This window comes from Pseudoflavonifractor capillosus, from assembly GCF_016902575.1.
Taxonomy (GTDB): Bacteria; Bacillota; Clostridia; order Oscillospirales; family Oscillospiraceae; genus Enterenecus; species Enterenecus capillosus_A.
Genome location: NZ_JACSNZ010000026.1, coordinates 1 through 26678, shown reverse-complemented (window position 1 = coordinate 26678; position 26678 = coordinate 1). Strand labels below are relative to the sequence as shown.

Below are 26678 nucleotides of genomic sequence, written 5' to 3'. Positions count from 1 at the left end.
CCCCAATCCAACAAGTTCGTGGGGCAGGATGCAACCTGGAACCAAACTGCGGTTAAGCGAAAATCCAGCCGCACAAAAGCGTTTGGAGATGACGAGATATGAGTTACTTTGGAACCATTTATGCAGACACCGAACTTCCCTCTCGGGCTAAGGCAGTTTATATGTACCTGCGGGATCGCTCCGATTCCGAGGGCAAGTGCTGGCCGGGTATCAACACCATTGCATCGGACATGAAGCTGTCTCGCTCCACGGTGAAACGGGCGCTTCATGATTTGGAGCAGCACGAATATCTGAAGAAAGCTCCCAGGCATCGAGCAAACGGCAGCAGCACCTCCAATCTGTACACCATCCGATAAGGCAGCAAAAAGCGCAGCTCTCCACCAAGGGGGAGCTGCGCTCACCTGCTGGACCCAGGGGTGGTTCATGGTGGACCTCCCAGAAGGACTCACTCTAACTGGAACTTAGTACAGAGAAGGAATGATTCCCCGGTGAACACAACTGGTGCGGACCGTGTAATGTAATACCCTTAAGCCACACCATACTGGGAAGACATACAGCTCCTTCTTTCAACCAGGAAAAGCTTATTCCAGTCTATATCATCGGCTATATCCTTTGATTACATTATATTTTATAAATCGTTATTTTGTTTGCGTCTTTTCTTCAAAATATTTGCTGTAACAACTGCTATTACAGCAACAGCACCCGTACCAACGCCGATGGCAACATTCTTTACAGCATCTCTAAGGGGTTCTAATTCCTCGGTTGAGTACTGAGGAGCATCTGGATTGTACTTGATTTTCATCGACTCTCCAACATCCATCTTATCCCCTTGCCAAAAGTGTCCACTATATACTTTCTCGTCCACAGTATACTCATAATAAACTTCATACCTTGTGCCTGTACGTCTACTGGCATGTCCCGGTTGGTTCGAGTATGTGTCTTGTTCTTCTACATCCACAACCACAGCATCTACAATGAGCCAGTTTATCTGTTCATGTTGTGCCACAAATCCGCCGATTCCATTCCACAGCATAATAAATGTAGGGGCCCAAAGCACAAAACTTAACATGACTAAAAGGGCAGGCAGAGTACCACCCATTTTCTTTTTTGTTCCCTTCCAAGTACTCAAAGTTCATTCCACCTTTTTTCTTCTACATAAATTACCGTGGCATCTACAGCAGCCCAATCGGCCTGTCTCAATCGCTCTACACATACATTCCAAATAACACCAAATTAAATGAGGCAAAGAATAACACCTGCAGTGATTAGAAACGCAGGTAATCCATTTGTTTTTCCCCCTTAACATTAAGTCGCGCTAAAAGGAACATGTAATGCGGTACTTTCAAACCATGCCACACTGGTGGACTACACAGTACCTTCTTTTAACCTGAAAAAACATCTTTCTTTTCATTCATTTCATCGGAGTTGTCTATATTCTTTGGTAGTACGATTATTAATCGTTGTTTCGCTTTTGTCTCTTTCTCGAAACATTTGCCAATACGAATGCGATTATCGCAGCAACACCCATAACAATGCCAATTACCACCCCGGCAAGAGAGGGCTTGAGTGTTCCGGTGGAGTATCCTGGATCATTGGGGTCGTACTTGATTTTTATGGTTTCTCCTATCTTCGCTTCTGCGGCTTGCTCAAAATTACCATCATACATTTGCCCATCAACAACATATTGATAGTAAATGTCATAGCTCGTATGCGTACCGCCTTTCCCAGGTAAGTTGTGACCTTCAATCTTTTCCTCCACATATAGGACTGTGGCTTCGGTGATGGGCCAGTCAACCTGCTTGAGCTGTGTTGTATAATCGTCGATTCCTGTCCACAGCATCAAAACCGCTGCAATAGAAAAGATAGCTCCCATAGATATCCGGAACAGGAACGATTTTTCGTTAAGGTCATTATTTGAATCATTTCGTGTGCTCATGCATCTGTGTTCCTCCATAACACGGCCAGCAGAGTATTGTTTAATCACTTTGCATGGTTTGACTTTGAAACTGTATATACTTTGTTAATGATGTTGAAAACCAAGGCGCAGCCAATCATGATGACAGGTATTGAACACCCAACAACATCCAACACATTCTCCACTCTATCTGTGAAGCACCCAATTATAGCAAGAATGACGGCAATATAGGCGGGTAACGATATATAGTTGTAAATCACCGCAAAAAGCTTCGTCTGCCCTGGTGATTTGGAACGACAAATTAGTTTTGGGATGACTTCTTTGCGCCTCTGCCATAATTCCAACGCCTCGCTTCTGGGTACTCCAGCAGATTTATAAAGAACTGGCCAAATCCATAGGCGTGTAATATGCATAATCGGAATACACAATACATAGACGGCAACTCGTATGATTCCATCAAGTGGGGAGTCCTCATGCCAATCTCCACCGGAAGAATTCATATATCCAAATGAAGTTAAAATAGAATTGATTTTATCAGAATTTTTGGCAGGAGTACAGTAAGCATAAATTGCCGTATTTTCTACATACATAGCAAGATAATAGGTTGTCCCGACATCTAAAATGTAAATGTGGTAATTAAGCTTTCTTTCTTCAAATACAATTGCCTGATTTGTTTTATTGGGAAATATTTTGGAGTGGGCTTGCTGATATACCTTTCTTGCACTTTCAACATTATCGAACCTATAAAATTCAAAGCGTATACCATTCTGCTCTGTAACAACACAGCTTTCCAGTCCAAAGCCCGGGAAATTGTCTTGTGCTGAATCCGTAATATCTTGAGGTTGGAAACCTTGTTCGTTTAGTGATGTTATAACCTGATCTGCACTTACTGGAGTGGGTCTTCCGCTTACGTACAGATAGAACAAAGCGTATGCAGCCAGGCCAAATACAAGGATGAAAATTAAAAATGCTATTATTTTCTTTTTCAATGGATATAACCCTCCTCGTCTATATTAATCGTGGGAAGGAAGCGGAAACCGCTTCCTTCCCGGATTAAATTATGTGATTGAGAATTCTGCTGAATAGGTCGCTTTAAAACTGGTTTTATCAATCGCATTAACAACCAATCTATAATCGCCTACATTTTCTGGTGTCCATTCAATGAAATTTGTTATTGCTTCATTGCTAGAGTAATAAATTTCTCCATTCTTGTAAATATAAAAATCCCATTGATATGGGCCATCTCCACCCTCAGCTCTAGCAGTAAAAGTAATAGTTTCTCCTATTTCCAGAGTTCCAAATATTTCTGCATCTGTTATAGTAAGATTATTAGGAATGAATCTTGCTTCAAGTATACGATCCGCATTAATCCCAAATTCATATTCATCGGGTGAAGAGTAAAGCTTTTTCCCATTCTCATACCAGCCATCAAAAACATACCCAAATTTTGGAGTTGCCAAGAGCGTAACATCTGTTCCACCGGCATATGTACCTGCTCCTTGAACTGTTCCACCTGCTCCAGCTGTTAGCTCGATTGAATAAATAGAAACCTCCTGACTATTGTTATTGTAGCTTGATTCATCAACTGAACCGTCTACCTGCAAGTATAGCAAATTTACAACTGGATTAGTAGAAGACTTCGTTAGTTCATCGGCCAAGCTATATGTAAATGCTATTTCTTCCCCTGGTTCCAATGTTTGGATTTCGAAACTTTTAAGAATATTTCCATCGATGCTATTGTTGCGGATATTTAACATGGCAGAAGTGATAGTTTCAAATCCACAATTGCTTACAGTGATTTTTAGTTGTCCACCATCATTGGTCTGCAGGCGTTCCACATTTTGAATTTCTAAATCTGCATAGCCGATGGTAAATGTTGATTCATTATCCAGTAGCAATTCATCAGTTTGACCGTGGGGGAGGACTTGAATTATATAGTCTGAACGTTTGATGTCTGAGGGTAGCGTGAAGATAGTTTCTATATCAGCACTTTCGCCAGCTTTCAAAGTTTGCTCTATGGAAGTTGACTGAAGTATATTCCCATCCTCACCAATCACATTTATGTCAAATTGATTTAAGGTTTTAGATCCAGCGTTATAGACGTTTGTAAAGAGTGTAATATCATTATCAGGTAATACTTCTCCATCATATGCTGTAAAATTACTAACTGAGATATCAGTAATTTCTTTTCCGGATCTCTGAATCAAATTGAGCTGCCCGTAAGGCCTTTCTTGCTCTGGTTCTTCTAAATTGTTGGCTGCACAATAAGCCAGCTCAATTCGACCATTAGGATGCATGCAAGCATTCCAAGAACGGACAACATCATCTCCATCAGAAATGGGAACGGGCGCACCATAGTTGCCAGTGGACTCATCATAATAGGTAGCATAAAACCTGGTATTTGAGTCATCTTCCTGTAACCATACAATGGCTTTTGTTCCGTATTAAACAGTTGGGGTGGTCGTTTTACTCTTGAGTTGCTCCATTTCCGTTCTTACATATTCATAAGTTATGTTTTGATAACTTCCATTCACTTTAGGAAAAGATACTGATCTAACCAGAGTAGCGTAGTATGTGTAAGGATTCTTGGTTGCGGAGTCCAAATCATCTAACTCTATTTTCACAACAGCGTACCCGACAATGGTTGTATTTTCTCGGATTATGATGTCAATGTATGCTTGTGAATCTTCCATTATTTCGACACTTCCGCTTATCGATTGGGAAAGACTGCTCCAATATATCGTTGCTCCATTTTCAACGTAAAGAGGAGTCGACATATGCGTGATCGTGTTATCTTCTTCCCAAAGAAGCAACTCACCGCCATCTGCAGACACCTCAAAAGTCGTGTTTTGGTATCCTGGAGCGGATAAGTTAAGTGGAATTCCCGGTCTGCTGCTCATGGCGGGATTCCAATTGTACGTTATGGGAACTTCTATCCCTTCCTGCATAATGATTGTTTCCTCCGAAGGGAATTCTATTGTTGTGTCCTCATCCAGAGATGCAGCAGATGCGGTCAGTGTTAAAAAACCTGGTGCTGTAACAATATCAGAAGATAGAAATTCATCATGATCCGTGTAGTTCGATAGGCGAGGAACTATAAATGATGTCACGACAATAAGGCACAAACAAGCTGCCAAAACTCCACGTTTCAGCCAGAGGGGTTTACAGACTTTGCGATTTACTCTGGCCTCTTGTATATAGTTTTCATTGATATCTCCAAAGACTTCACAAAAATCTTCTTTTTTCATAGGTCAAAGCCCCTTTTCAAAAGGTGATCACGTAGTTTTGATCGAAGGCGATTCAGTATTACGGATATATGGTTTTCTGTCTTTCCAAACCGGGATGCAATATCGGAAATGCTGTCAAAATACCAGTACCGACAGACAAAAATAGTTCTCTTATCCGGTGACAGTCCAGCCAGGAAACGGTCTATTTCCTGCACCAATTCCCTGCGGTCAATCTCTCGTTCTACCGTATCTGTTTCCGACACGAGGTCTGTGATTTCATCAAAAACCACAGAGATATTTCCACCACCTCGTTTTTCAGCGGTATTACGTTTATATCGATTAAGCGATAGATTTCTTGTGAGTTTACCTAAAAAGGCGGACAAAACGCTTGGTCTGTGTGGCGGCATGGCGTTCCATGCTCTCAAATAAGTATCGTTGACACATTCTTCCACGTCTTCACAATTATCCAGTATGTTTTTTGCAATGGCGGTGCAATAGTTCCCATATTTATCCGATGTGGCAGGGATAGCCTGTTCGTTTCTGTCCCAATACAACTGGACTATCTTTGCATCATCCAACAGGAGTCACCTCCCTTTCTCATTGCCCTTCACCTATATACACACCGTTTGAGTTCTAATCTTACAACGAATCTTCTTATTTTTTATCCCATCATCTTTGCTCATAACAAATATTTCTTAATATCTCCAACAAACTGATTTCCGCACCGAGCAAGTTCGCCAAGCACACGGTCAATGCCTTGTTCCGTTTCAAACCAATTCTCTTTGGTTATGTTATAACAATGAATCGGACAGACTTTAATACTAACCTCGGGAAATGCCATTTGATAAAGCATAAGACATCTACGGGCATGAAATGCTTTGCAAACAATGAAAGCCGAATTTATTTCTATTCCTTTTTTATCAACAATTTCTCGAGAAAAGAAAGCATTATCATGAGTATGCCCTGCTTTGTATTCTCCGATGATTGCATTGGAGGGAACACCGTTTTTTATCAAAACATCAGTAAAAAATTCACAATCAGACTGATAATCTCCGTTGTATATATCTGCCTTTGAGCGAACCCCTTGCCATTTATCCCACTTTACGCTTATTCCGCCGGAAGGTATAAGCCATTTCGCATAGCCTTTGTGATAAAGATCTGCGGCATATTCAGGTTGTTCCGGGTGTGAACCACCGGGCAGAAAAATAGCGTCTGCCTTTTCCGGCTCATCGGCAACAAATATGTAATTTGAAATATCTGTTATGATGCGATTCTTCATAGTTCTATTGCTCCTTTGTACCAAGTTGGAAGGGATTCTTCATATCATAATATGGGGTTCTTTTATCTTTCTTTGTACGACGCAAATTTTGACACAGGGCGCTTTCACCCATAGAAATGTGCAGCGGGGTTGCCACACGGAATCCTAGTGTGGCAACCCCACCTTACTTTACCTCAAATATGCCCAAGTCGTGCCTAACTGGGTTTCAAAGCCCAAGGATTGATACATCTTCTCGTCACAAGGCGCACAGCAAACCGTCAAGCTGGATATTCCTTGCGCATCACTCCACCCCTGGGCGGCTTGGGTGAGCTTGCGAGCAATCCCCTTCTTGCGAAATGCCGGCTCCACGTAGAAGTCCTCGAATACCCCCGTGTCTGCACAGGAAAAGGTGGAGAAGCATTTGGCGACACTGCACATTCCAACGGCCCGGTAATCACGTCTTGCCATAAAGAACGTGATTTTCCCAGCTTGAATCGCCTGAGCCAATTGCTCCTGCTTTTCTTTCGTCAGTGTCTGCTCGCCAATTTCCATCAAAAATCCGTTTTCCAGCTTTTTCAGTTGCCAATCCTCGGGATCCGTGAGGATTTCAACGGTAATGGAAACCTCCTCTTTGGGGGGAAGCAGCATCAGAGCATCTCCCCATTCATCCACACCGTTTTTGACAAAGCCCACACTCTCCCAAAATCGGCACCGCCGCTGGTTCCCGCCGTGGTTCAGCTCGGCATAATGTGCCCCGCGGGCTTTGGCCCAGGTCAGAAGCGCTTGGGCACACGCCTTTCCCGTGCCATTTCCACGGAACTCAGGATAGACGCAGAATTCCAGAACAAAGCACTTTCCGTCCTCAGAAGTAAAGATTACCGGCAAAGCAAACCCAATGTTCTGGCCATCTCTGTGAAAGAACAGATAATAGCATGGGTCCTGCGGTCTGTCATGGATTTGTTGCATCTGTACCTGGCGCTCCTGGCTCAGGAAGAACTCCCTGTCCGTATCCTTTGGATTGGGGAATATATCCCGCCTGTAATAGGCCCGGAGTTGCTCCCAAAAGGCCGCAACTTCCAATTCTGTGACTGCTTCTCGAATGGTGATTTCATGTTTCATGGGTACTCCTCCAAAGAATGATTCGGAGGGTTAGGAAGCGTGCACCCTCCATACACGATTCATCTTCATAAAAACCACCCTTTCTGTTGTAAATTTGTATTTGAACACCCATAGGATGTCAATACCGTTGGTTTGATTTTAGGTCAAATCCATATTCTATGTCAAGTATGCCCAGCGGTTATGCTACAAGAGGTGCTATTTTATCTCATTACAATCTCAACAAGGTCTGGCACCATACTGCTCCAGATTATAGAAAACAAACTGACTCCACTGTCACAACCCGTTATGGCCACAGATGTCAGAAAATCGGCTGTATGAATGGAAAAGTGCTGGAGCAGGCGCTCCAGCACTCGAACTACAACAGATATCTACCCCGCCGTTACTTCCACTCGTGGCTGAGAATTCGCATCATAACAAAATCGCTGTACTCATTGTTGTAGTAATACGCCTCTTCCAGAATACCTTCCTGTTTGAATCCGATTTTCTTGTAGAATTCCAGCGCATCGGTATTCAATCCCACCACTCCGATGGAAACACGATGCATTTCATACTCATGGAAAGCCATATCTAGCATAATACGAATGGCTTCTGTCCCGTACCCTTTATGCTGCATCTTTGGATCGGGAATGATAATCGTCAGATCGGTTTGGTGCCATGCTGGAAACATACGGAGCAAACCCGTCTCACCTATAATATTGCCGTCGAGATCTGTAATTGTGAACCAAACCGAGTCTTTCGATTTATGGTTGACGTTAATGCACGTTTTCATCTCTTCTTCCGTGGTAGGCTTCTCAAAACCGCATTGAAACATAACCTTCGGCTGATTGAACCAATATGTATAAAACGGCACATCTTCTTCTCTTTGCTCCCGCAAAATAATTCTTTCCCCTCTAATTTCTCTATTCATATATTTTTACAACCTTTCTTTTGTTCCGAAAAACCAGCTATTGTTCTTCCGCCTTTTTAATGTGTTTTCGAATTTCCGCTTCATGCTCCTGGCAATAGGTGTAACTATTTCGCATAAAATCTTCGATACTCTCACTTCTATACATAGCATCCAGTGTATCGAGAATCAATTTTCCATCTACCACCATGTCAAAGAAATATGGATAGATGCATCCGCCATGTTCCCTTGGAAAATATGGATTGATAGAGCTGAGACGTTCATCTTTCATCACTGACTCAACCACCATCTCACTGAGTATCCACTTTAGAGTTGGTCGTTCGTATTCATCGTAATTGTCCCCAAACAGCTGGTTCCACACATAGAACCATACAAAATGCACAATCTCATGGATACCACCACCAATCGCACCTTTTTCGCTGTTCAAATAGAAAGCGTCATAACAACGTTCTTTCAAGAAACGAGGTTCGATTGGATTCATGCTTACATTGCATCGTATGTCGTTGAACAGATTTGCACAGTTTACTCTAAAAGCATCCGTTAGTGCTGCGGTAATCTGTTCTTTACATACAGCCCAATAGCGGGAATACATCGTCACTTTCTCGTTTATAGTATCCTCCAACTCAACATAAGCATCACGCATAGTCCGTTCAATGTACGCTTTCCTGTCGTTTAAAGGCAGACTCATGGCATAGGATTTGTCAAGTTGGGGGTAAAAATGATATAAAGGTTCCGACCAAAAAAGATGATTCATCTCCGGTTTGAAATTCCATAATTTTTTCAATCATGTAATCCACACCTGGATTTGTAAAAGTTACGTTCAAATACTACACCTCCAATCCTCAAAGCATATCACTCATGTTTCTTCACATCACATTCCGCAAGTTCTCAATTTTTGTAGCAAAGGTGGTATCAACTTCATCAAGTAATGCTTTGGCCCACCGAGGAAATTTATCATACTGGCAAGCAAGGAACAGAGTAACGACTACGCTCACCACATCATCCAAGGCTTTTTCTATGGGGTCAAACTCGCCATATGCGTCGAGAAAGGCCTTTCCAGCTTTCTCAGATAGGGATGATAACACATTCCGCACATCCGCATAGGCGTAACCCTTTCCCAGCAGATTGTAGTCGAACATCAGCGCAGAAGATTTATCTTGGGCTACAACCATGTTCGTATAGTAAAAGTCATTATAGGTCAGTGTGCGTCTGACCTTAGAAAGCAGATGGCTAAACGCAGCATAATGACTCTCTAACAGCCGCCATGCTGGTGCATCTTGGGTCCCAGTCTTTTCCTTGATATAGGCAATATTTTCAATCGTGAAGAAGTCAGCTTCGTCATACATAGATGCCCCCCGTTGATACACATAAGCGTCTCCCCGGCTGTGGAGCTGTTTATACCATACTGCTATTTGGCGAGCAACCTCTAAATCGGACATATCTTCCCGGACACCAAGTCGGAAGATTGAGCTGCAAGCAATGTCCTCCAACAGAAGAGCAGAATCCGTGGAAGAAATCACCTGGATTGTGGGAACTCCAAGTGTTTCCAGAAGCCGATAGTTTTCTATCTCCCGCTTATATTCGTCCTTTTGAAAACATTTCACCACATAGGACTTCTCGCCACTTACAACTCGGGCAACAATAACACCATCCTTATCCTGCAAGACAGAAACATCTTGACAGACAATTCCCATTTTATTTAGTTCATTATGGATGATGCTCATAGTAAGTTACTCCTTAATTTTCGTACCAATACGCATATTCTGTCTCCACTCCGGGGCTGAACCATCGTCTCCCCAGTATTCATCTATGGCGGCAATTTTACCATCCACAACACGGATAAAGGAGGTGGAATGGCAGGAAATACTACCGTCCTTACCGCGTACATGGGTAGCGGTTATGATATAGGCATCAGTAGTTATGACTTGCTCTACCTCGCCGTCCCATTCTCCGGGGTATTCGCAGTTAGCACGAATGAACTCATCCACGTTAAAATGCTCGTTGGTGTTGTGCCAATTGACCCAGGCATTGGGATGAAAGTATTCACGGATGGCCTCTGCATCCTGCCGTAGAACAGCGTCCCAAAATGCTTGTATGTCCATGTTTATAGCCCCTCTGTTTCAAAGAAATAGGAAAGTGTACGTACCAGCTTCCCATGGTCCAGAAGCTGTTGAATCTCCGTTTTGGTCATCCACGCTGTTTGTGTAACTTCTTGTGTGGTTGCCTGTTCCAACGCAACTGGACCATCGTATTCAAACAGCCACACATCCAGAATATCGCGAAATGGAACTCCGTTCACTTCTTCCCGAACCACAGACTTCACCAATCTTCCATGTTCTTCCGACAGGAGTACGCCAACTTCTTCTTGCACTTCCCGTATGGCTCCCGTCAGGCTATCCTCACCTTTGAGAACGGAACCGCCCACACATTCCCACATAAGAGGTAGGCTCGGTCGATCCGCACTTCGTTGAGAAATTAAATATTCTCCCTTGCTGTTTCGAATCCAAACATGTACCACTAAGTGGTAACACCCCTGTGGTATTTCCTCTCCACGAATGTGGTCGCGTCTAATGAACTCTCGGTTTTCATTGTATAAATCCCAAAGTTCCACTTCGTTCTCATCCTCTCATAAACCCACAGCACCCAATCTAGGCAACTCCAAACCTAAAAGATTTGTAAGATACTTCTGTTACTTTTCCCTATTGAGGTACTCTTCTCTGGTAATCATCATCTGCAAGAAACCGTCCTCCTCGCCCAGTTCCTGAAAGCCTGCTTTTCGATGGGTTTCCCATGCAGCGATCTCATGCCTGGCAACTTCAAAATCGTTATGGATTCGAGTCACACCGCAGACACGAAATGCGTGGTCAAGCATCTGCTTCAGCGCAGGGACTGCATACCCTTTCCCACGGTAGGGCGCATAGATCACGATGCCCATATCCCACCACTCTTTTTCGGGGGGTATAGTGAAAATTCACAGCACCGATCCACGCACCATCGGAGCTGCGTTTGATATAAGCACAGAAACGCTCTGGCTCTCGTCCCACCCAGCTTTTATACCAGTCAGGCAGCACCTCGTCCGGATAGTCAATGCATCCGGTATCCTTGTGATAGCCGTCATAATCAACATCCCAGTTTGCGTTGTAGGCCATGGTTTCTGGGTCAGACATCATCTTTTGATAGAACCATAGATCTTCCAACTTCGGAATATACAGTTCGAGTTGCTCCATTGTTTTCTCCTTTATGTCCGATAATCAAATACAGCTAGCATTCATTTAGCTTTATGATCCCATGGCCATCATAAATTCATCTTTTGTTCTCTGGGTCAGCCATTTCCCATATACCCGAGACTTCATAGACGGCAAATACCCCATTTCCTCAAACCCCAGCTTTTTCACAAGCCCAATGCTGGGTTGGTTTTCAGGGTCAATAAACACCACAAAATCCCACTGGGGGTAACGCTCATGAAGGAGGGCAATCAAGGCGCGCGACGATTCAAAGGCAAACCCATTTCGTTGATGACGATGAGAAAACGTACATCCCAAAGAAATAGTTCCATCATTGGGCATAACCACGATTTCCCCCACTATCTCGTCGGTTTCCTTCAGAGCAATAGCCACCATAAAAGGTCGATCCACAGATATCTCATCGTTTTTGCTGCGCTCAATCATCGTAGCAATCCCCTCATGATCTTGGACTTGTCCGCGCTGATATCTGGCACATATTTCGTTATTGCGATAATCATATATTTTCTGCACGTCTTTGGGCATGACATTTCGGAGCAGCAGACGCTGGGTTTCAATAAAAATCATGACAATCCCTCATATTTACAGTATACATTCATATCTATGCCCCTTCTCGGTGAACTCTGTGGCCCGGAAGCCGCAGGCCTCAAAGAGTTTCCGGGAAGCAACATTGTAGTCATATATATCAGCCACACGCAAGACATCAAATCCCAGCGCCCTGGCTCTGGCAATCAGTGTCCGAATCACCTGTTTGCCAATACCCATGCCTCGCAAGGTTGAGTCTCCGATCACGATGGGAATGTCCTCTTTTCCAAATGTCACATCTCCAACCGGGATGAAGTGAGTGCTATCTTTCTCCTTGTACTCAATCCAGTACAACTCCCCTTGTCCTTGTAGGTAATGATACATCTGACAAAGCCGTTTCATATCGTATGGGTCAGTTTTACCATCTACCAGCAGCAAAGTCTCTTTGTCTTGGTACCAATCCAATGCAAAAGCACAATCACCTGAGAATTTTCTCAGCCGAAGCGTATCGCTAATTGTGCGGATATCTGGTTGAATAATCCCCTCCATGGGCATATCATCATCCCGCCTTTTTTGAGTTTAATTGGTGTTTTTTCAAATAGCCATAATGTAAATTTGACATGGATTCCATTCATCCCACAGAGTAGGAAAGGCCTCCAATTCTTTAAATCCCAGGGTGAGATAGAAGCGGTTGGTGTCGTCATACTCAGCATATTTACCCATTTGTACGGTTTTTACTTGGATGAACGAATAGCCTTGCTTTTTCGCTTCCTTTTTTGCCGCATCAAAGAGCGCTCCTCCGATGCCCTTTCGATGATATTCTTTCCGCACTCCCATCACGGCTAACTCCACCGTGTGCCGTCCAGTTTCTTTGAGATAGAGGAATCCCACTGCTGTTTCTCCATCCAAAGCACAGAAAAAAGGCTTATCCTTACTTTCAGCAATGTACGCCTCTCTTGCTTCGGGGATTCCAAACCACTCCGGGAGGGATTCCAGAATCATTCTTGTGATGTTTTCTTTCTCTTTATCACTATGAATTTGTTTTATGTTCAACCTTGTTCCCTCCAACTTTTACTTCATGCCCTTCTCCAGCTCAAAACACCTCAAAATGAAACAGATTGGGAATTTCATACCCACCAAATGTTTTTATCGCCATCCGATACATGGCCTTGACATGGATTCGGTCATGCCAGAGAAAGCGGCGCAACACTTTGCGAAGGGACCAGCTCTCCCCATAGCTCCCCTCAAACACGGAATTGTTCAGAAAGTTTGGAACTTGCTCCAACTGTTCAAAGCCTCTGCGACGACAATCCAAAATGGTCCCTTCATTGTCGGCATCCACCCCAATCTCGCCAAAGTAATACGCATTCACGTTTTTGGTATGCTGATACATCTCCTCCGCCGTTCTGGGTACCTGCCCGTAGAACGTGGTTCGTATGGGCGCGGTGCTGGCCGTTTGATCTGGAATGGCCTGATATAGCGCAAGGAAGTCTGCCGCCGACTTCAGTGCCAGGTTTTTGAGAACAACGTATTCCTCCCGAGGAAGAGACGCTTTCTCTGAGAAAAACAATACATCGGAATCCGCATCCGCAATATTTAGGGAACAAGCTGCGTCCTGCACTACGGTCATCTGAACATTTTCCGGAAGATCTGCCTCCTTCCAATTCAAATAGGATCGAATCTCTGCCGGCATTTTCTCCATGGCTTCTTGAAGGCTTGCCCCCCGGGTATAGGCTCCAGGGAAATTTGCTGCATACAGCAAGGTGTCGTTTCCGTTATGCTCCCAAACACACGCAACATTCATATAACTTTCCTCATTTCAAATCACATCTCTTCATGCCATACATGTACCAATCTCTGTGATTCTCATGGTCATGCTGAATTTCCTCCAGCTGCATTCCCAACTTCTGCATTAGCCCCACAGCTTTGACCCCATCAATGGTCTCTGCAAAGATTTTCTGTACTCCCATGGTGCGAAAAGCATGATCCATCACCGCCGTGCAGGCTTCATAGGCGTAGCCCTGCCGCCAAAAATGTCGGTTGAAGAACCACCCCAGTTCGTATTCTCCAGGTTGTATTTCACTGAACAGAATATACCCGATTACTTTTCCACTTCCCTTGTGAACTGCTGCCACAGCACGGCCACGAGAAATGCAAAAGGAAGCCAGAAACTGCTTTGTTTTCTCCAAGTCATATGGGGGTTCGGAGTACTCCATGGTCTCAGCGTCACCAAAAATCTCCTGCAAGTCGGCGGCGTCCTCGGGAATAAAGTTGCGGATCAATAGCCGTGGTGTTTCTAACTGTATTGTCATCTTTATCTGTCCCCTCTGGTCCCTGCCGTCACACCTCAAATTGAAACGTCACGGAATTCTGCCAGCTCTCCTCATTGTTCAAATCCCGTTTCACCGCATTCCCACCGTTCCGGCGATAAAATTCCATGGCGTGGATATTATCCGGCTGACACTGGCAGGTAAAATGCTTGGCTCCCTGTACCTTGAAATAGTCTTTTACAAACTCCATCGCCTGATGACCAATCCCACAATGTTGGAACTTCTCCTCCAAATAGAGGGACAGCAAGTGGGGCAGTTGGCTGTGGTGTAGAGTGATATAGCCGATGGCCACCCCTTCCCGCCGGATCAAATAGACCGCATAATCCGGATTTTGTATGCGCTGGGCATCTTTCTGCGTGTGCCAGTCCAGGTCAAACTGATCAATCATCTCGTCGGGGTAAATGCCTCGGTAGGTGGTAGACCATATTTTTTTGCGCAGCTGAGCAATTACTCTGGCATCGTCCAACTGTGCGGGACAAAACTCCACATGCTCCTTGTATCTTACTTTCATACGGATCACCTCACAAGCTCTGCACCACATATTGGCTACAACTTAGTCTTTATTGTACCAAAGTATCCGACTCTCATCAAGCAATTGATGAGGGTTCACTGCCAATCAATTCAAAACCATTTGATGGATACGCCCCAATTTGCTATACTATAAGAAAACCTTCCTTCCAAACAATATAGCCAGAGGGGGATGCTGTATGGAGCCCATTTTGCCCAAACTTCAAATGAGCGAAGAAGACATCAAGCTGAATTATATTACCCCTGCCATCCAGTCCCGAGGATGGAGTCACAACATCACCATGGAGACCCGCATCACCGACGGAAAAATAAATCTGAAGGGCAATATGGTTGTTCGAGAAAAGCCGAAGCGGGCTGACTACATCCTCTATCTTAACGCAAATAACCCTATTGCGGTGGTGGAGGCCAAGGACAACAAGCATACTGTTTCCTATGGATTACAACAGGCCATGGACTACGCTCAAAAGCTGGATGTGCCGTTTGCGTATAGCTCCAACGGGGACGGATTTGTGGAGCATGATTTTCTGACGGGACAAGAGCGTGAGCTGGCGTTGGATGAGTTCCCCACACAAGAGGAACTGGCCAGCCGGTATAAACAGGGAGCCCACCTGACACCACAGCAGGAGGCCGTACTGGAACAACCCTATTATACCAGTCAAAATACATATCCGCCCCGCTACTACCAACGCATTGCCATCAACCGCACCGTGGATGCTATTGCCAGGGGACAGCAGCGGCTGTTGTTGGTGATGGCAACGGGTACCGGTAAGACCTATACCGCCTTTCAGATTGTCTATCGCATGCTGGAAAGCGGTATCAAGCGGAAAATTCTCTATCTAGCCGACCGAAATATTCTGGTGGATCAGTCTATTCAACAGGACTTTGCTCCCCTGGAGAAAGTGACCCACAAAATCAACGTGTCAAAAGATGACCCCAGTACCATAACTTCCCACGAGGTGTACTTCTCCCTATACCAACAGCTGGTGGGGGACGACGGCAAAGAGCATTACAGCCGCCTCTTCACGCCTGACTTCTTCGACCTCATCATCGTGGACGAGTGTCACCGAGGTTCCGCCAAAGAGGAAAGCCGCTGGCGGCAGGTGTTGGAGTATTTCTCCTCTGCCACTCAGATTGGTATGACTGCCACCCCCAAAGAGACCAAGTACGTTTCCAACCTGCACTACTTTGGTGAGCCTATCTTTACTTACAGCCTGAAAGAGGGTATCGAGGACGGATTCCTGGCTCCCTTCAAGGTCATCAATATCACAACTGACATCGGCGAGGGCTGGCGCCCCCGTAAGGGCCAGCTGGATGTCAACGGTGTGGAGATCCCTGACCGGGTATATACCAATAGCGACTACGATTACAACATCATCATTCAAGATCGGATTGACCAGGTGGCTCGGGAGATTACGAAATATCTCAAGAGCACCAACCGCATGGCAAAGACCATCGTCTTCTGTGCGACCGAGGATGCCGCTGAACGAATGAGAATGGCTCTGGTTAATCTCAACCAGGATATGGTGCGGCAGAACCCGGACTATGTGGTGCGGATCACTGGAAGCGACGAATACGGGAAGAAGAAACTGGACTATTTCATCTCCGTCTCCTCCCCATACCCGGTCATTGCCACCACGTCCAAATTGCTGTCCACCGGTGCGGATTGTAAAATGACCAAGTTGATTGTGTTGGATGAGATGATCGGCTCCATGACCGAGTTTAAGCAGATTATAGGGCGTGGCACCCGTCTGCGGGAAAAGGAGGGCAAAACCCACTTTGTCGTCATGGACTTCCGCAACGTCACCCGCCTGTTTGCTGACCCGGATTGGGACGGCCCCATCCAAATGGACGAGGGTTTTGTGCCAGGAGGAGAGCGCCCGGAAACAGAGGACGATCAGGGGAAGCCCCCCGAAGAGCCACCCCACATCCTGCCGGATGGAATGAATTACAAGCCCATCGTAGATAGAAATGGATGTCAGGTGCAGATCATTCACAAGACAGTGTCGGTTTATGATGCCAATGGCAAACTGTTGCGCCAGGAGAGCATCATCGACTACACCAAGGAAAACATCCGAGGCGAATACGCTTCTCTGGATAACTTTATTCGCCAGTGGTCTGCTCAGGAGAAAAAGGAACAGATTCGCAACCTGCTCCAGGAAAAGGGCATTGACCTGGAACTGCTGAAGGCAGACCAGAACATGAGTGACGTGGATGATTTTGACTTCATCTGCCATGTGGCCTTTGACAAGAAGCCGCTGACCCGAAAAGAGCGGGCAAACAATGTAAAAAGGCGGGACTTCTTCGGAAAGTACAGTGGAGTGGCTCGAGAAGTGCTGGAGGCACTACTGTACAAGTACATGAACACGGGGATCTACGAGATTGAGAAGACTGAGATTCTAAAGCTCGATCCCTTCCTGAAGATGGGGAAACCTGCGAAAATTGCCGGATACTTCGGTGGAAAACAGGGGTATCTAGATGCTGTAAAGGAATTAGAAGCTGCAATTTACATGGACGAGGTAGGATAATGAAGAAAATGACTTCCTGGCACGTTGGGGTCGCGGCGGAAGCGTATGCCGCTGCGCTATTTGCCAGATTTGGATATGATGTATCCGTTCAGTATGGTGCAAACCAACCGGAATATGATTTGATTGCGGTGTCTGGTGATAAAATGCTAAAAATCTCTGTGAAGGGAAGCCAAGACGGTGGCTGGGGACTCACCCAGAACTACAAAAAAGGCTGCGATTATCATGAAGCCACAGCAAAGTGGCTGGAAAACCATCACAAGAAGACGATATTCTGCTTGATTCAATTCCAGGGGACCGCAGACGATGAAATGCCCCGGATGTATCTTGCTTCCCCTGCTGAGATTGCGGAGGTCATGAATGCCTCCGCAGGTGGACGTGGTGAAACTGTGCTGCGTGAATACCACGAGTGGGGACCTCGTGCCGCTGGCCGAGGAACCATTGATCGCATCCCGGAGGACTGGAAATTCACTGAAGCCCGAGCCAAAGATATGTTTGAAACCTACGGACAATAAAGGATTGATATGACATGAGCAACTTGACTGGATTTGTAAAGCGACTGCGTGACATCATGCGCAACGATGCGGGCATCAACGGCGATGCACAGCGCATCGAGCAGATTGCGTGGATGCTGTTTTTGAAAGTATACGATGCAAAAGAACAGGATTGGGAGTGGGACGACGAGGATTATCAGTCCATCATCCCAGAGGAATGCCGCTGGCAAAATTGGGCGGTGGATGATAAATCCGGTACCGCTCTCACCGGGGACAAGCTACTGAACTTTGTCAACAACACCCTTTTCCCCACGCTGAAACGCCTCCCTGTGGATGCCTCCACCCCCATCAAAAAGGCCATTGTGCAAACCACCTTTGCCGATGCCAACCAGTACATGAAGGACGGCGTGTTGCTGCGCCAAGTGCTCAATGTCATTGATGACTTGGATTTCAGTGACTATGAGGAGAGCCACGCTTTCGGCGATATTTATGAGACCATTCTAAAGGAGCTGCAAAGCGCAGGTTCTGCTGGTGAGTTCTACACGCCCCGAGCTGTCACTGACTTTATGGCCCAGGTCGTCCAGCCCCAGATTGGCGAAACCATGGCTGACTTTGCCTGCGGCACAGGTGGCTTTATGGTCAGCTGGCTGAAGGAGCTTCACAAGCAAGTGAAGACCACCGAGGATGAAGAGGCGTATAGCAGCTCTATCTACGGCATTGAGAAAAAGCAGTTTCCCTATATGCTCTGTGTCACCAATCTGCTGTTGCACGGGCTGGATATTCCCCAGGTATACCACGACAACACCCTGCTCCGTGACGTGTTGGACTATACTGAGGACGACAAGGTGGACGTGATTCTTATGAATCCTCCCTACGGAGGCAACGAGAAGGCGGACGTGAAAAACCACTTCCCCAGTGATTTGGCCAGCTCGGAGACCGCCGACCTCTTCATGTCAGTGATTATGTACCGCTTGAAGCAGAACGGCCGGGCGGCGGTGATCCTGCCCGATGGCTTCCTATTTGGCACCGACAATGCCAAGGTGAACATCAAAAAGAAACTGCTGCGGGAGTTCAACCTGCACACTATCATCCGTCTGCCGGGCAGTGTGTTCTCCCCTTATACCTCCATCACCACCAACATCCTGTTCTTTGACAACACCCACCCCACCCAGGAGACTTGGTTCTACCGCCTGGATATGCCGGAGGGGTACAAGCATTTCTCCAAAACCAAGCCCATGAAACCGGAGCACTTCCAGCCGGTGTTGGACTGGTGGGAGAATCGCCAAGAGATTATGGTGGACGGCTTTGACAAAGCAAAGAAGTTCGCTGTCCAGCAGCTCACTGAGGAACTGGGCTATAATCTCGACCAGTGCGGCTATCCCCATGAGGAAGAAGAAATTCTGGCTCCCATGGATTTGATTCAACGGTATGAGGAACAGAGGGCCTCCCTCAATGCGGAGATTGACCGAGTGCTGGAGCAAATCACCAACCTGCTGGGAGGAAACGCCCAATGACCCCACAGGAACTGAAAAACAGCATTTTGCAGCTTGCCATTCGGGGTAAGCTGGTGGAGCAGCGGCCCGAGGAAGGTACGGCGGAGGAGCTGTTTGTCCGGATGCAGGAGGAAAAACAGCGGCTGATTGCTGAGAAGAAGATCAAGAAGGAAAAACCTCTGCCCGAAATTACCGAGGACGAAAAGCCGTTTGATATTCCGGAAAGCTGGAAGTGGGTGAGATTAGGTGAACTATTTCAACACAATACAGGAAAAGCTCTCAATTCAACAAATAGAATCGGTGTGTGCCTAAAATATATTACTACGTCAAATTTATACTGGAATAGATTTGAGCTAGAACATCTTAGAGAAATGTTCTTTGCAGATTCTGAGATTGAAAAATGCACTGCTCGAAAAGGCGACTTGCTTGTTTGTGAGGGTGGTGATATTGGACGAGCGGCAATCTGGAAGAAAGATGAGACAATTTGTATTCAAAATCACATCCATCGCTTAAGAGCTTTCAGCACAGTTTGCACAGAGTTTTTTTACTATTTATTCTATTTGTATAAACACGCTGGATGGATTGGTGGAAAAGGAATTGGAATTCAAGGACTTTCATCTAAAGCAATTCATGTGCTGGTATTTCCACTCCCGCCTCTTGCCGAGCAAGAGCGGATTGTTGCCAAAATCGAGGAGATGCTACCCTATATTGACCGCTACGAGCAGGCGTGGAGCAAGCTGGAGCAGTTTAACAGCCGATTCCCGGAGGACATGAAAAAATCCCTCTTGCAATACGCCATCCAGGGCAAGCTGGTGGAACAGCGTCCCGAAGAAGGTACCGCAGAGGAACTCTTTGCCCAGATTCAAGAGGAGAAGCAGCGGTTGGTTGCTGAGAAGAAGATCAAAAAGGAAAAGCCATTGCCCGAAATCACCGAGGACGAAAAGCCGTTTGATATTCCAGAGAGTTGGAAGTGGGTGAGATTGGGACAGATTGGAATTACAAACATCGGGCTAACATACAGTCCAAAACACATTTCAGACGATGGAACAATCGTACTCCGCTCAAGTAATATCCAAAACGGAGAAATGGATTATTCTGACATTGTTAGAGTGAATTTGGAGATACCAGAAAATAAAAGGTGCCATCAGGGTGATATTTTGATATGTGCTCGAAATGGTAGCAAGCGACTGGTCGGAAAGGCTGCTCTAATTGATCGCAATGGAATGAGCTTTGGCGCATTTATGGCTATATTTAAGAGCCAATGCAATAATTATATTCTTTACGTTATTAACTCTGCATTTTTTAGAAATTCAATGTTGGGCGATACTGGAACTACAACCATTAATCAAATTACTCAGGATATGTTAAAAAATTTTGCAGTTCCCCTCCCTCCCCTCGCTGAGCAAAAACGCATTGTTGAAAAACTGGAACAGCTGCTGCCGCTGTGTGAGCGGTTGAAATGAGGTGTAATCTATTTTGTGGTCACAAATTATAAATTTTGTGGAAAGTAATTTGAAAGATTTTTTACTTATAGCTGTAGGATTTGTTGCACTAGTGGTTTATTTCATACAGGAACGGCGCAAAGTTTCTGAAGCTGCTTCGCTCATCGTTATGCAGATTGAGGATTTGCAAAAACGCATTCGAGAAATTGGATCTTATATTTCAGAAGGCGTTCTGAGTGAAACTGCATTTTATGAGTCCCAGATGCTATTCAAGACCGATTATTGGAATCAATATAAACATTATTTCATCCGCAAACTGGATTCTTTCAGTTTCAATACAATAGATGAGTTCTATAATTGTGCTACTGAGATTCTTGAACAGCAGGAATTAATGAAAAATCTGCAGAAGAACTTTTTCTTTTGTACGCAGCAAGTAATTATGCAAATGGAAGAAAATGCAATCTTGCGAGCTTTAAATTTGTGCAATCAAAATCCAACCGATATTAATGAGGCAGTTAACGGCTTAATCGCTACTATTCCAGAGGGTATGAGCGGTGAACAAAAACAAGCGGTAGAAAATTTGCTGAAACAAGTTAGTACTGCAAACCAAAATAGAAATTACGATCAGTTCTGGAGTCTTTACAATAAAGATAAGCAAGATATAATTATGGCGGTCAACCGAGGAGCATTTGATAGATATACCCCCATGCAAATTAGAATCAGCATTGAGAATGCATTGAAGAAATTAAACTCTATTTCTGTCATTGGATGTGAAGGATACACTAAAATGAAGAAAATTGCGGGAAGAAAAGTTTGATTTATAAACATATCGCTGCTTTTTTGCTGCCCCAGCCGAATAAAAATACGTCATAGAAAAGAAACAGCTGTTGTCACTGTACCAGCGGTTAAAATAAGCTGAGGTCTATACACCAATGATTGAAAGCTATCATTGTTTCTGTGAGTGACTTAAGAATAAACTTGAACGATCAACACAGGCTTATGAAGTTTTAGTGGACAGAGAGGATGAAAAATGCGCATTAAGTTCTATGGAGTACACGACATGAGTTCTGGCTGGTATCTGCAAAAAATAGAGGCGTTTTTCCAGGACTGGGATAAATATATTTGCAAACCAGAGTTAAATACCATTCTGGAGCTTTACAACATTAAAAAGTACATTGATGCAGGAATGCAGCGTCTGGACTGGCCCGATGAGCAGTTTTCAGAATATCAGAAACGGTGTAAAAGTGTCCCACAGATTGTGGGGAAATACTTCAGTAAAATATCTGATGAAAATCTACAAGAGTATTGTTACCAAATAGAGTGGAACTACCATGATGATTTCTGGCAGATATTCTGCGACTACGAAGTATATCGACGAATCAGCAACGAGGTATTTGGGCTTCTTCTGGAGACAGATGAAAATATTGTATGGCATGTGCTAGCGCACAAAGAGTTGACAACTGCTTTTGGTTCGGTGATTGCAGTGCATTTAGCACATAACTCTCATACTGCAGAAGAATTGCTTGCTCGATATTTAGCATCACGGGAACACGGTAGGTCATTATTTTTTCCGAGACAGTTTACTGCAGAGATGAGAGAACAAGTTCTTTGGGACTATGTAGACTGGAAAGAAGCGAATATGAATTATCTGGAATTGCTGGAACAAGCCCAAAGTTCAGTAGAACTTCCCATATCTGACCGACTTAAACTCAAGGCAAGGAGGCAGAAGAAAGCAATACAAGAGAGGGTGATTGCTAGGAATGTTGGGTTTTCTTATGGTGTGGAGGTAGACTTCAAGTCTATCCCGGATGGGTCAGTACAGGAAAAATACCGAGAAAAGGATCATGTTTCTGCTTATTCATACAGCCGTGAATGGTTAGAGGAGAATCAGGATTATCCAACACTGCTCAACAACTTTATCTATTTGTTTGAGTATGTTGATCCATGTTTTCGCTGTAATTTTCTCTCCTTACCAGCGGAACTTGGGATATTTGAACGTCATCTGGGGGTGAAAGGGAGAAGGGAGTATATAATTGGTTGTGAGTTTGACATAAAGAAAAGTCGAACTATGCTGCAGATGGCAGCCTATCGCAACGAACTGCAGCGCCTACATATTCAGATCGAAGACATTATTCAATGGTTTTTTGAGGTTTACCTAAAGGAAGAGTTTGGGGCAGAAGGGTTCGTATATACTCCGCCAACTACTGGAACTACTTATGTAGAGAAATGTAAACTCCTCGCTAGTGCAACTGACGGAGTATTAAAGCAATATAGCTTGTTTTGTGAAGATGGAAAGATAGATCGTGAGCTGCTGGAGATGTCATCTAAACATGTTTTTTTCCGAAATGTCCCAAGCTTCGGAACAAACAAATATGCCTACGCTAATTCAGAAGCGATTAAACAGGAAATGCATCTACTGTTTTCTGATCAGTCTATCCTACACTATACAGACAAAACAAAAAGCGACTATCACACACTTCCCCAAATGCTGCAATCCGTTCCAATGCGCAAAGATGATTTTTCAGATTTTCAGAAAGGCGCACTGGATTGGCTCATTGAACGTGGCTCCATACTGATTGGTGACGGAGGACAACTGCTGGTCGATAAACCACGTGTGATCTTGCTGCGAGATATGTATAGTCACGAGGTTGTTTGTCCTTCCTATTATCACGGAGTATATCACCAAAAGATTGAATGTCTCGCCGAAAATCGGGATATAAGCTACGAGAGTACGCTGTTTTCTAAACCGGAGCAGGATTATTTAAATTATGTTTTGAATCGATCCGAATTTAGTAATGGTTTAGACCTGCGCAATAAGTATATCCATGACACCTGTCCTTTGGACGAGAGTATACAGGCTCAGGATTATATGGAACTTTTAAAAATCATGATTTTGACCATAATCAAAATTAACGAAGAGTTTTGTTTGAAAGCACGGAAAGTAGGGCGTTAATAAATATTCTGTCATACCTAGCAAGCTTTTAACAAACGAGTGGGTCAAGTATGCGCCACGGAATAATAGGCCTCATACGATTTCGGTGCGCCCTCGCAGCTACCTTCATCTTCAAAACTAGTGGTTAGCATTGCCTAGAATATTCCAATAGAATACCCAGCAGTGCATTTGACAAACGTCTTTTCTTCTGCTATCCTACAATGATTTAACGACAAGAACGAGCGTTAAATGGAGGCGTGGGCGATACAGGGAGGAATCCGTATGTATGAGTATGTAGGCTGGAAGTTAGTGCAGCGTTATGACCGCAAGTGCCGGAAGATTTTGGAGGAATTGCGCCAAGTGCTCCGGGAGGAGTACGGTATCGACAGCCAGATTTCACTGGTGGGCAGCGGCGCTCGGAACATGGTGACACGCAATGGGAATGGCCCCTTTGATTTGGATTACAATCTTATTCTCCAGAGCTACCCCAAGGAATTTAACCATGATTTAGGCAGACTGAAACGTGTCATTCGGGAAACACTTACCTCAATTTCCAGGGGCGTAAACTTTTTCAGAGGGGAAGACTCTCACTCGGTTATTACCATGCTGCTGGCTTCACCAGCTTCCAAGGCACCCGTGTTTCATGCTGACCTGGCCATATTGTCGAAAAACGTGGATGGAGATTTCCAACGACTGATTCACAATAAGCAACTTCTCTCAGGAGGATATACTTGGAATAAGCTACGGGACTCCAACCGCGTGGGGAGACGAGCCGCTATGCTTCGCCAGCAGGGCTATTGGGCAGAGGTGTACAAGGCATATCTGAATCGCAAGAACTGGTACCTCCGCTCACTTCACGACCGCACTTCTTTTCAGGTCTATGTAGAGACTGTCAACGAGGTTTTTCAGCGTCATTACGGCCATCTCTAATCAGATGAAAATGTAGTCGTATAATATCTAAACGAAATAAAATAGACACTAATTTACTCAAAAGCCCTGTGCCATAGTCGGTAATGCGCCGATTATAGCCAGGGCTATTTTATCATGGGGGCAATCTAACCTATCGTTAATGTCAATGATTATTTTTCGCATCCCTAATCATATTTTTTAATTCATCTGGTGTTAATGTCTCATACTTTTTGCGGTGAATCATCCTATGACAATTTGCGCAAACAGATATCATATCTGTCTTTGGATCAGGAGTTTGTTTTCCTAAGTTTAGTGGCTTTAAATGGTGAACTTCTATATAATCCTTTCCTATTAGTCCATAAAATTTGGAATAGTCGAATCCACAGACACTGCAAGTGTATCCATGTATTTTTATTGCCGCCTCTCTTAGGGCTTTTTGACGCTCATAGCGCTCGCCGTAAAATGCTATAGATTTCCCCTCCTCCGTACTCAAAACATTTATCGACTGAACACCTTCTGCATCTAAATCCCTGTTATCTACTTCTATTTCGAATTCAAAGAAGCTGTTAACTTTCAAAAAATCCTCAAGTTGGGAGAATGTCATGAGAGCAAGCTTTGATATGATATCTGAATTTCTTTTGCCAATCGCAATTTCTTGTATGTAAATTGTATCAACATCCTCCCATTTCATAGAATTTTGAGCATATAAATCCAATGAAGCGTTGAGGTTTATGCGCTCTCGTATATCCCAGATAGCAATAGCCCCTGATTCCTTCTCAAATTGAAGCGCGAACTTTTTGTTTCTTAAATCCGTTTTTCTATCAATTTTAAGATGTATTTCACTTATTTTGCCTCTCGCCCCATTGCCCAGATAAAACAAGTGATCAACTTTGTATTTTTTTAGTATTTCATCCACTTTGCCTTCCGTCATAACCGTATACACACCCACCCTCAAAAACCATCATAGTCTTGTAAAACAGCTCTCTTATAGCAGCACAATCCTGCTCTACCACATTATAGGGAAATCTGGTGGAATCTAGTTCTGTGTCGCCTTGAACTTTTCATTCATTTATTCTCAAAACCTCATCATTCACGACAAAATTCCCCTATCAAAACCAGCCTCCGCCAGTTAATTCCAATATACTATTGTGTACATATGTAGTCAATACGAATTAAAAAACGATTAGATCTCGTATATATATTGACACGAACATTTGTTCGATTTATAATGAGGCTATGATATATCATCTGGCCTACATGTAGCTAAACCACCTCCCCGAGAAAACCATGAATACCGTGTTCGAGAAGTATCAGTTCGTTTCGGATAAGGGGGGACTTTTCATGATTTTATCTCACACGCAAATTGAGAATATCGCCCTGGCTGTCACCCACGATTTTGCCAAGTACATGTACCACGACCCACCTGAGCGCAAGCGCAGGATGCCCCGTGCAATCCCCATAGAACGATTCGCTCACGAGTATCTGGGGCTGGATATCGGCTTTGCACACCTCTCCCCTGACGAGAGTGTCTGTGGGCTGACCTGCTATGCAGACACAGAGTACACCTTTGAAGAAAACGGAGTTGTCCGAACCCTTCTCCTGCATCAAAATCAAATTCTGCTTGATAGCAGCTTTCGAATGCCAGGCCGGGTAAAGCTCTTACATGGAAAATACCGTTTTACCCTAGCCCACGAATGTGCCCATCAACTGCTATTTCAGATGGAGTCCAACGATGTAAAGCAGCGCCAGCGAGGTAAATATTCTCCCCGAAAAGCCTATTCTCTCAGGGCACTCAAGACCCGCGAGGACTGGAACGAGTGGCAAGCCAACGCATTGGG

General features: G+C 44.6%; 30 protein-coding genes. 9 read left to right on the top strand and 21 right to left on the bottom strand.

The window, feature by feature from the left end:
- Nucleotides 1–98: 98 nt before the first annotated feature.
- Nucleotides 99–356, top strand: a complete 258-nt coding sequence (locus H9X86_RS08515) for a helix-turn-helix domain-containing protein (RefSeq protein ID WP_204901114.1) — start codon at nt 99–101, stop codon at nt 354–356.
- A gap of 272 nt (nt 357–628) precedes the next feature.
- Here H9X86_RS08515 and H9X86_RS08510 read toward each other — a convergent pair whose 3' ends face one another.
- The 20 genes from H9X86_RS08510 to H9X86_RS08415 all read right to left on the bottom strand — a co-directional run bounded on the left by H9X86_RS08510 (nt 629) and on the right by H9X86_RS08415 (nt 15031).
- Nucleotides 629–1129: a DUF3592 domain-containing protein gene (locus H9X86_RS08510; protein WP_204901113.1), complete on the bottom strand. Its 501-nt coding sequence runs from the start codon at nt 1127–1129 to the stop codon at nt 629–631.
- Between the two features lie 324 nt (nt 1130–1453).
- Entirely contained in the window at nt 1454–1936 is a 483-nt protein-coding gene (locus tag H9X86_RS08505) for a DUF3592 domain-containing protein (RefSeq protein WP_204901112.1), read from the bottom strand.
- A gap of 44 nt (nt 1937–1980) precedes the next feature.
- The gene (locus tag H9X86_RS08500) at nt 1981–2904 is read right to left on the bottom strand and encodes a hypothetical protein (RefSeq protein ID WP_204901111.1); all 924 of its coding nucleotides are present in this window, start codon (nt 2902–2904) and stop codon (nt 1981–1983) included.
- Nucleotides 2905–2973: 69 nt separating this feature from the next.
- A complete protein-coding gene (locus H9X86_RS08495; protein ID WP_204901110.1) occupies nt 2974–4212 on the bottom strand; it encodes an InlB B-repeat-containing protein in 1239 nt (412 codons plus the stop codon).
- A 147-nt stretch (nt 4213–4359) separates the two neighbouring features.
- Nucleotides 4360–5163 carry a hypothetical protein gene (locus H9X86_RS08490; protein WP_204901109.1) on the bottom strand — a complete coding sequence of 268 codons (804 nt, stop codon included), beginning with the start codon at nt 5161–5163 and terminating at the stop codon, nt 4360–4362.
- Nucleotides 5160–5720, bottom strand: coding sequence for an RNA polymerase sigma factor (locus H9X86_RS08485; protein ID WP_204901108.1), 561 nt, complete (start codon nt 5718–5720; stop codon nt 5160–5162). The genes H9X86_RS08490 and H9X86_RS08485 overlap by 4 nt, the downstream gene beginning before the upstream one ends.
- 101 nt (nt 5721–5821) lie before the next feature.
- Entirely contained in the window at nt 5822–6421 is a 600-nt protein-coding gene (locus H9X86_RS08480) for a YdcF family protein (RefSeq protein ID WP_204901107.1), read from the bottom strand.
- Between the two features lie 168 nt (nt 6422–6589).
- Nucleotides 6590–7366, bottom strand: a complete 777-nt coding sequence (locus H9X86_RS13125; protein ID WP_510186722.1) for a GNAT family N-acetyltransferase — start codon at nt 7364–7366, stop codon at nt 6590–6592.
- A gap of 532 nt (nt 7367–7898) precedes the next feature.
- Nucleotides 7899–8426, bottom strand: a complete 528-nt coding sequence (locus H9X86_RS08470; protein WP_204901105.1) for a GNAT family N-acetyltransferase — start codon at nt 8424–8426, stop codon at nt 7899–7901.
- A 37-nt stretch (nt 8427–8463) separates the two neighbouring features.
- Nucleotides 8464–9207: a hypothetical protein gene (locus H9X86_RS08465; RefSeq protein ID WP_204901104.1), complete on the bottom strand. Its 744-nt coding sequence runs from the start codon at nt 9205–9207 to the stop codon at nt 8464–8466.
- A gap of 82 nt (nt 9208–9289) precedes the next feature.
- Nucleotides 9290–10147: a phosphotransferase gene (locus tag H9X86_RS08460; protein ID WP_204901103.1), complete on the bottom strand. Its 858-nt coding sequence runs from the start codon at nt 10145–10147 to the stop codon at nt 9290–9292.
- Between the two features lie 6 nt (nt 10148–10153).
- Nucleotides 10154–10525 (bottom strand): nuclear transport factor 2 family protein, encoded by a 372-nt coding sequence (locus H9X86_RS08455; RefSeq protein WP_204901102.1) that lies wholly within the window; start codon nt 10523–10525, stop codon nt 10154–10156.
- 2 nt (nt 10526–10527) lie between these two features.
- Nucleotides 10528–11034, bottom strand: coding sequence for an NUDIX domain-containing protein (locus H9X86_RS08450; protein WP_204901101.1), 507 nt, complete (start codon nt 11032–11034; stop codon nt 10528–10530).
- 78 nt (nt 11035–11112) lie between these two features.
- Nucleotides 11113–11385 carry a GNAT family N-acetyltransferase gene (locus H9X86_RS08445; RefSeq protein ID WP_346011454.1) on the bottom strand — a complete coding sequence of 91 codons (273 nt, stop codon included), beginning with the start codon at nt 11383–11385 and terminating at the stop codon, nt 11113–11115.
- 316 nt (nt 11386–11701) lie between these two features.
- Complete coding sequence (locus H9X86_RS08440; protein WP_204901099.1) at nt 11702–12232, bottom strand: GNAT family N-acetyltransferase; 531 nt, start codon at nt 12230–12232, stop codon at nt 11702–11704.
- A gap of 15 nt (nt 12233–12247) precedes the next feature.
- On the bottom strand, nt 12248–12739 hold the full coding sequence (locus tag H9X86_RS08435) for a GNAT family N-acetyltransferase (RefSeq protein WP_204901098.1): 492 nt from the start codon (nt 12737–12739) through the stop codon (nt 12248–12250).
- Between the two features lie 45 nt (nt 12740–12784).
- Nucleotides 12785–13243: a GNAT family N-acetyltransferase gene (locus tag H9X86_RS08430; protein ID WP_346011452.1), complete on the bottom strand. Its 459-nt coding sequence runs from the start codon at nt 13241–13243 to the stop codon at nt 12785–12787.
- 40 nt (nt 13244–13283) lie between these two features.
- Nucleotides 13284–13994, bottom strand: coding sequence for a hypothetical protein (locus tag H9X86_RS08425; protein ID WP_204901097.1), 711 nt, complete (start codon nt 13992–13994; stop codon nt 13284–13286).
- A gap of 10 nt (nt 13995–14004) precedes the next feature.
- Nucleotides 14005–14502 (bottom strand): GNAT family N-acetyltransferase, encoded by a 498-nt coding sequence (locus tag H9X86_RS08420; protein WP_204901096.1) that lies wholly within the window; start codon nt 14500–14502, stop codon nt 14005–14007.
- A gap of 28 nt (nt 14503–14530) precedes the next feature.
- The gene (locus H9X86_RS08415) at nt 14531–15031 is read right to left on the bottom strand and encodes a GNAT family N-acetyltransferase (RefSeq protein WP_204901095.1); all 501 of its coding nucleotides are present in this window, start codon (nt 15029–15031) and stop codon (nt 14531–14533) included.
- 196 nt (nt 15032–15227) lie between these two features.
- Between H9X86_RS08415 and hsdR the strand changes: the two genes are divergently transcribed.
- From hsdR to H9X86_RS08380, 7 genes are all read left to right on the top strand, one after another.
- Nucleotides 15228–17573, top strand: a complete 2346-nt coding sequence (gene hsdR, locus H9X86_RS08410) for an EcoAI/FtnUII family type I restriction enzme subunit R (RefSeq protein ID WP_204901094.1) — start codon at nt 15228–15230, stop codon at nt 17571–17573.
- Nucleotides 17573–18085, top strand: a complete 513-nt coding sequence (locus tag H9X86_RS08405) for a hypothetical protein (protein ID WP_204901093.1) — start codon at nt 17573–17575, stop codon at nt 18083–18085. The genes hsdR and H9X86_RS08405 overlap by 1 nt, the downstream gene beginning before the upstream one ends.
- Nucleotides 18086–18099: 14 nt before the next feature.
- Nucleotides 18100–19578: a class I SAM-dependent DNA methyltransferase gene (locus H9X86_RS08400; protein ID WP_204901092.1), complete on the top strand. Its 1479-nt coding sequence runs from the start codon at nt 18100–18102 to the stop codon at nt 19576–19578.
- A complete protein-coding gene (locus tag H9X86_RS08395) occupies nt 19575–21020 on the top strand; it encodes a restriction endonuclease subunit S (protein ID WP_204901091.1) in 1446 nt (481 codons plus the stop codon). The genes H9X86_RS08400 and H9X86_RS08395 overlap by 4 nt, the downstream gene beginning before the upstream one ends.
- A gap of 13 nt (nt 21021–21033) precedes the next feature.
- On the top strand, nt 21034–21816 hold the full coding sequence (locus H9X86_RS08390) for a hypothetical protein (RefSeq protein WP_204901090.1): 783 nt from the start codon (nt 21034–21036) through the stop codon (nt 21814–21816).
- Nucleotides 21817–22029: 213 nt separating this feature from the next.
- Nucleotides 22030–23952, top strand: a complete 1923-nt coding sequence (locus H9X86_RS08385; RefSeq protein ID WP_204901089.1) for a hypothetical protein — start codon at nt 22030–22032, stop codon at nt 23950–23952.
- Between the two features lie 261 nt (nt 23953–24213).
- Nucleotides 24214–24861 carry a hypothetical protein gene (locus H9X86_RS08380; RefSeq protein ID WP_204901088.1) on the top strand — a complete coding sequence of 216 codons (648 nt, stop codon included), beginning with the start codon at nt 24214–24216 and terminating at the stop codon, nt 24859–24861.
- Nucleotides 24862–25003: 142 nt separating this feature from the next.
- Here H9X86_RS08380 and H9X86_RS08375 read toward each other — a convergent pair whose 3' ends face one another.
- Nucleotides 25004–25771 (bottom strand): HNH endonuclease, encoded by a 768-nt coding sequence (locus tag H9X86_RS08375; RefSeq protein WP_204901087.1) that lies wholly within the window; start codon nt 25769–25771, stop codon nt 25004–25006.
- A gap of 410 nt (nt 25772–26181) precedes the next feature.
- Between H9X86_RS08375 and H9X86_RS08370 the strand changes: the two genes are divergently transcribed.
- A partial coding sequence (locus H9X86_RS08370; protein ID WP_204901086.1) for a hypothetical protein occupies nt 26182–26678 on the top strand: 497 nt, incomplete at its 3' end.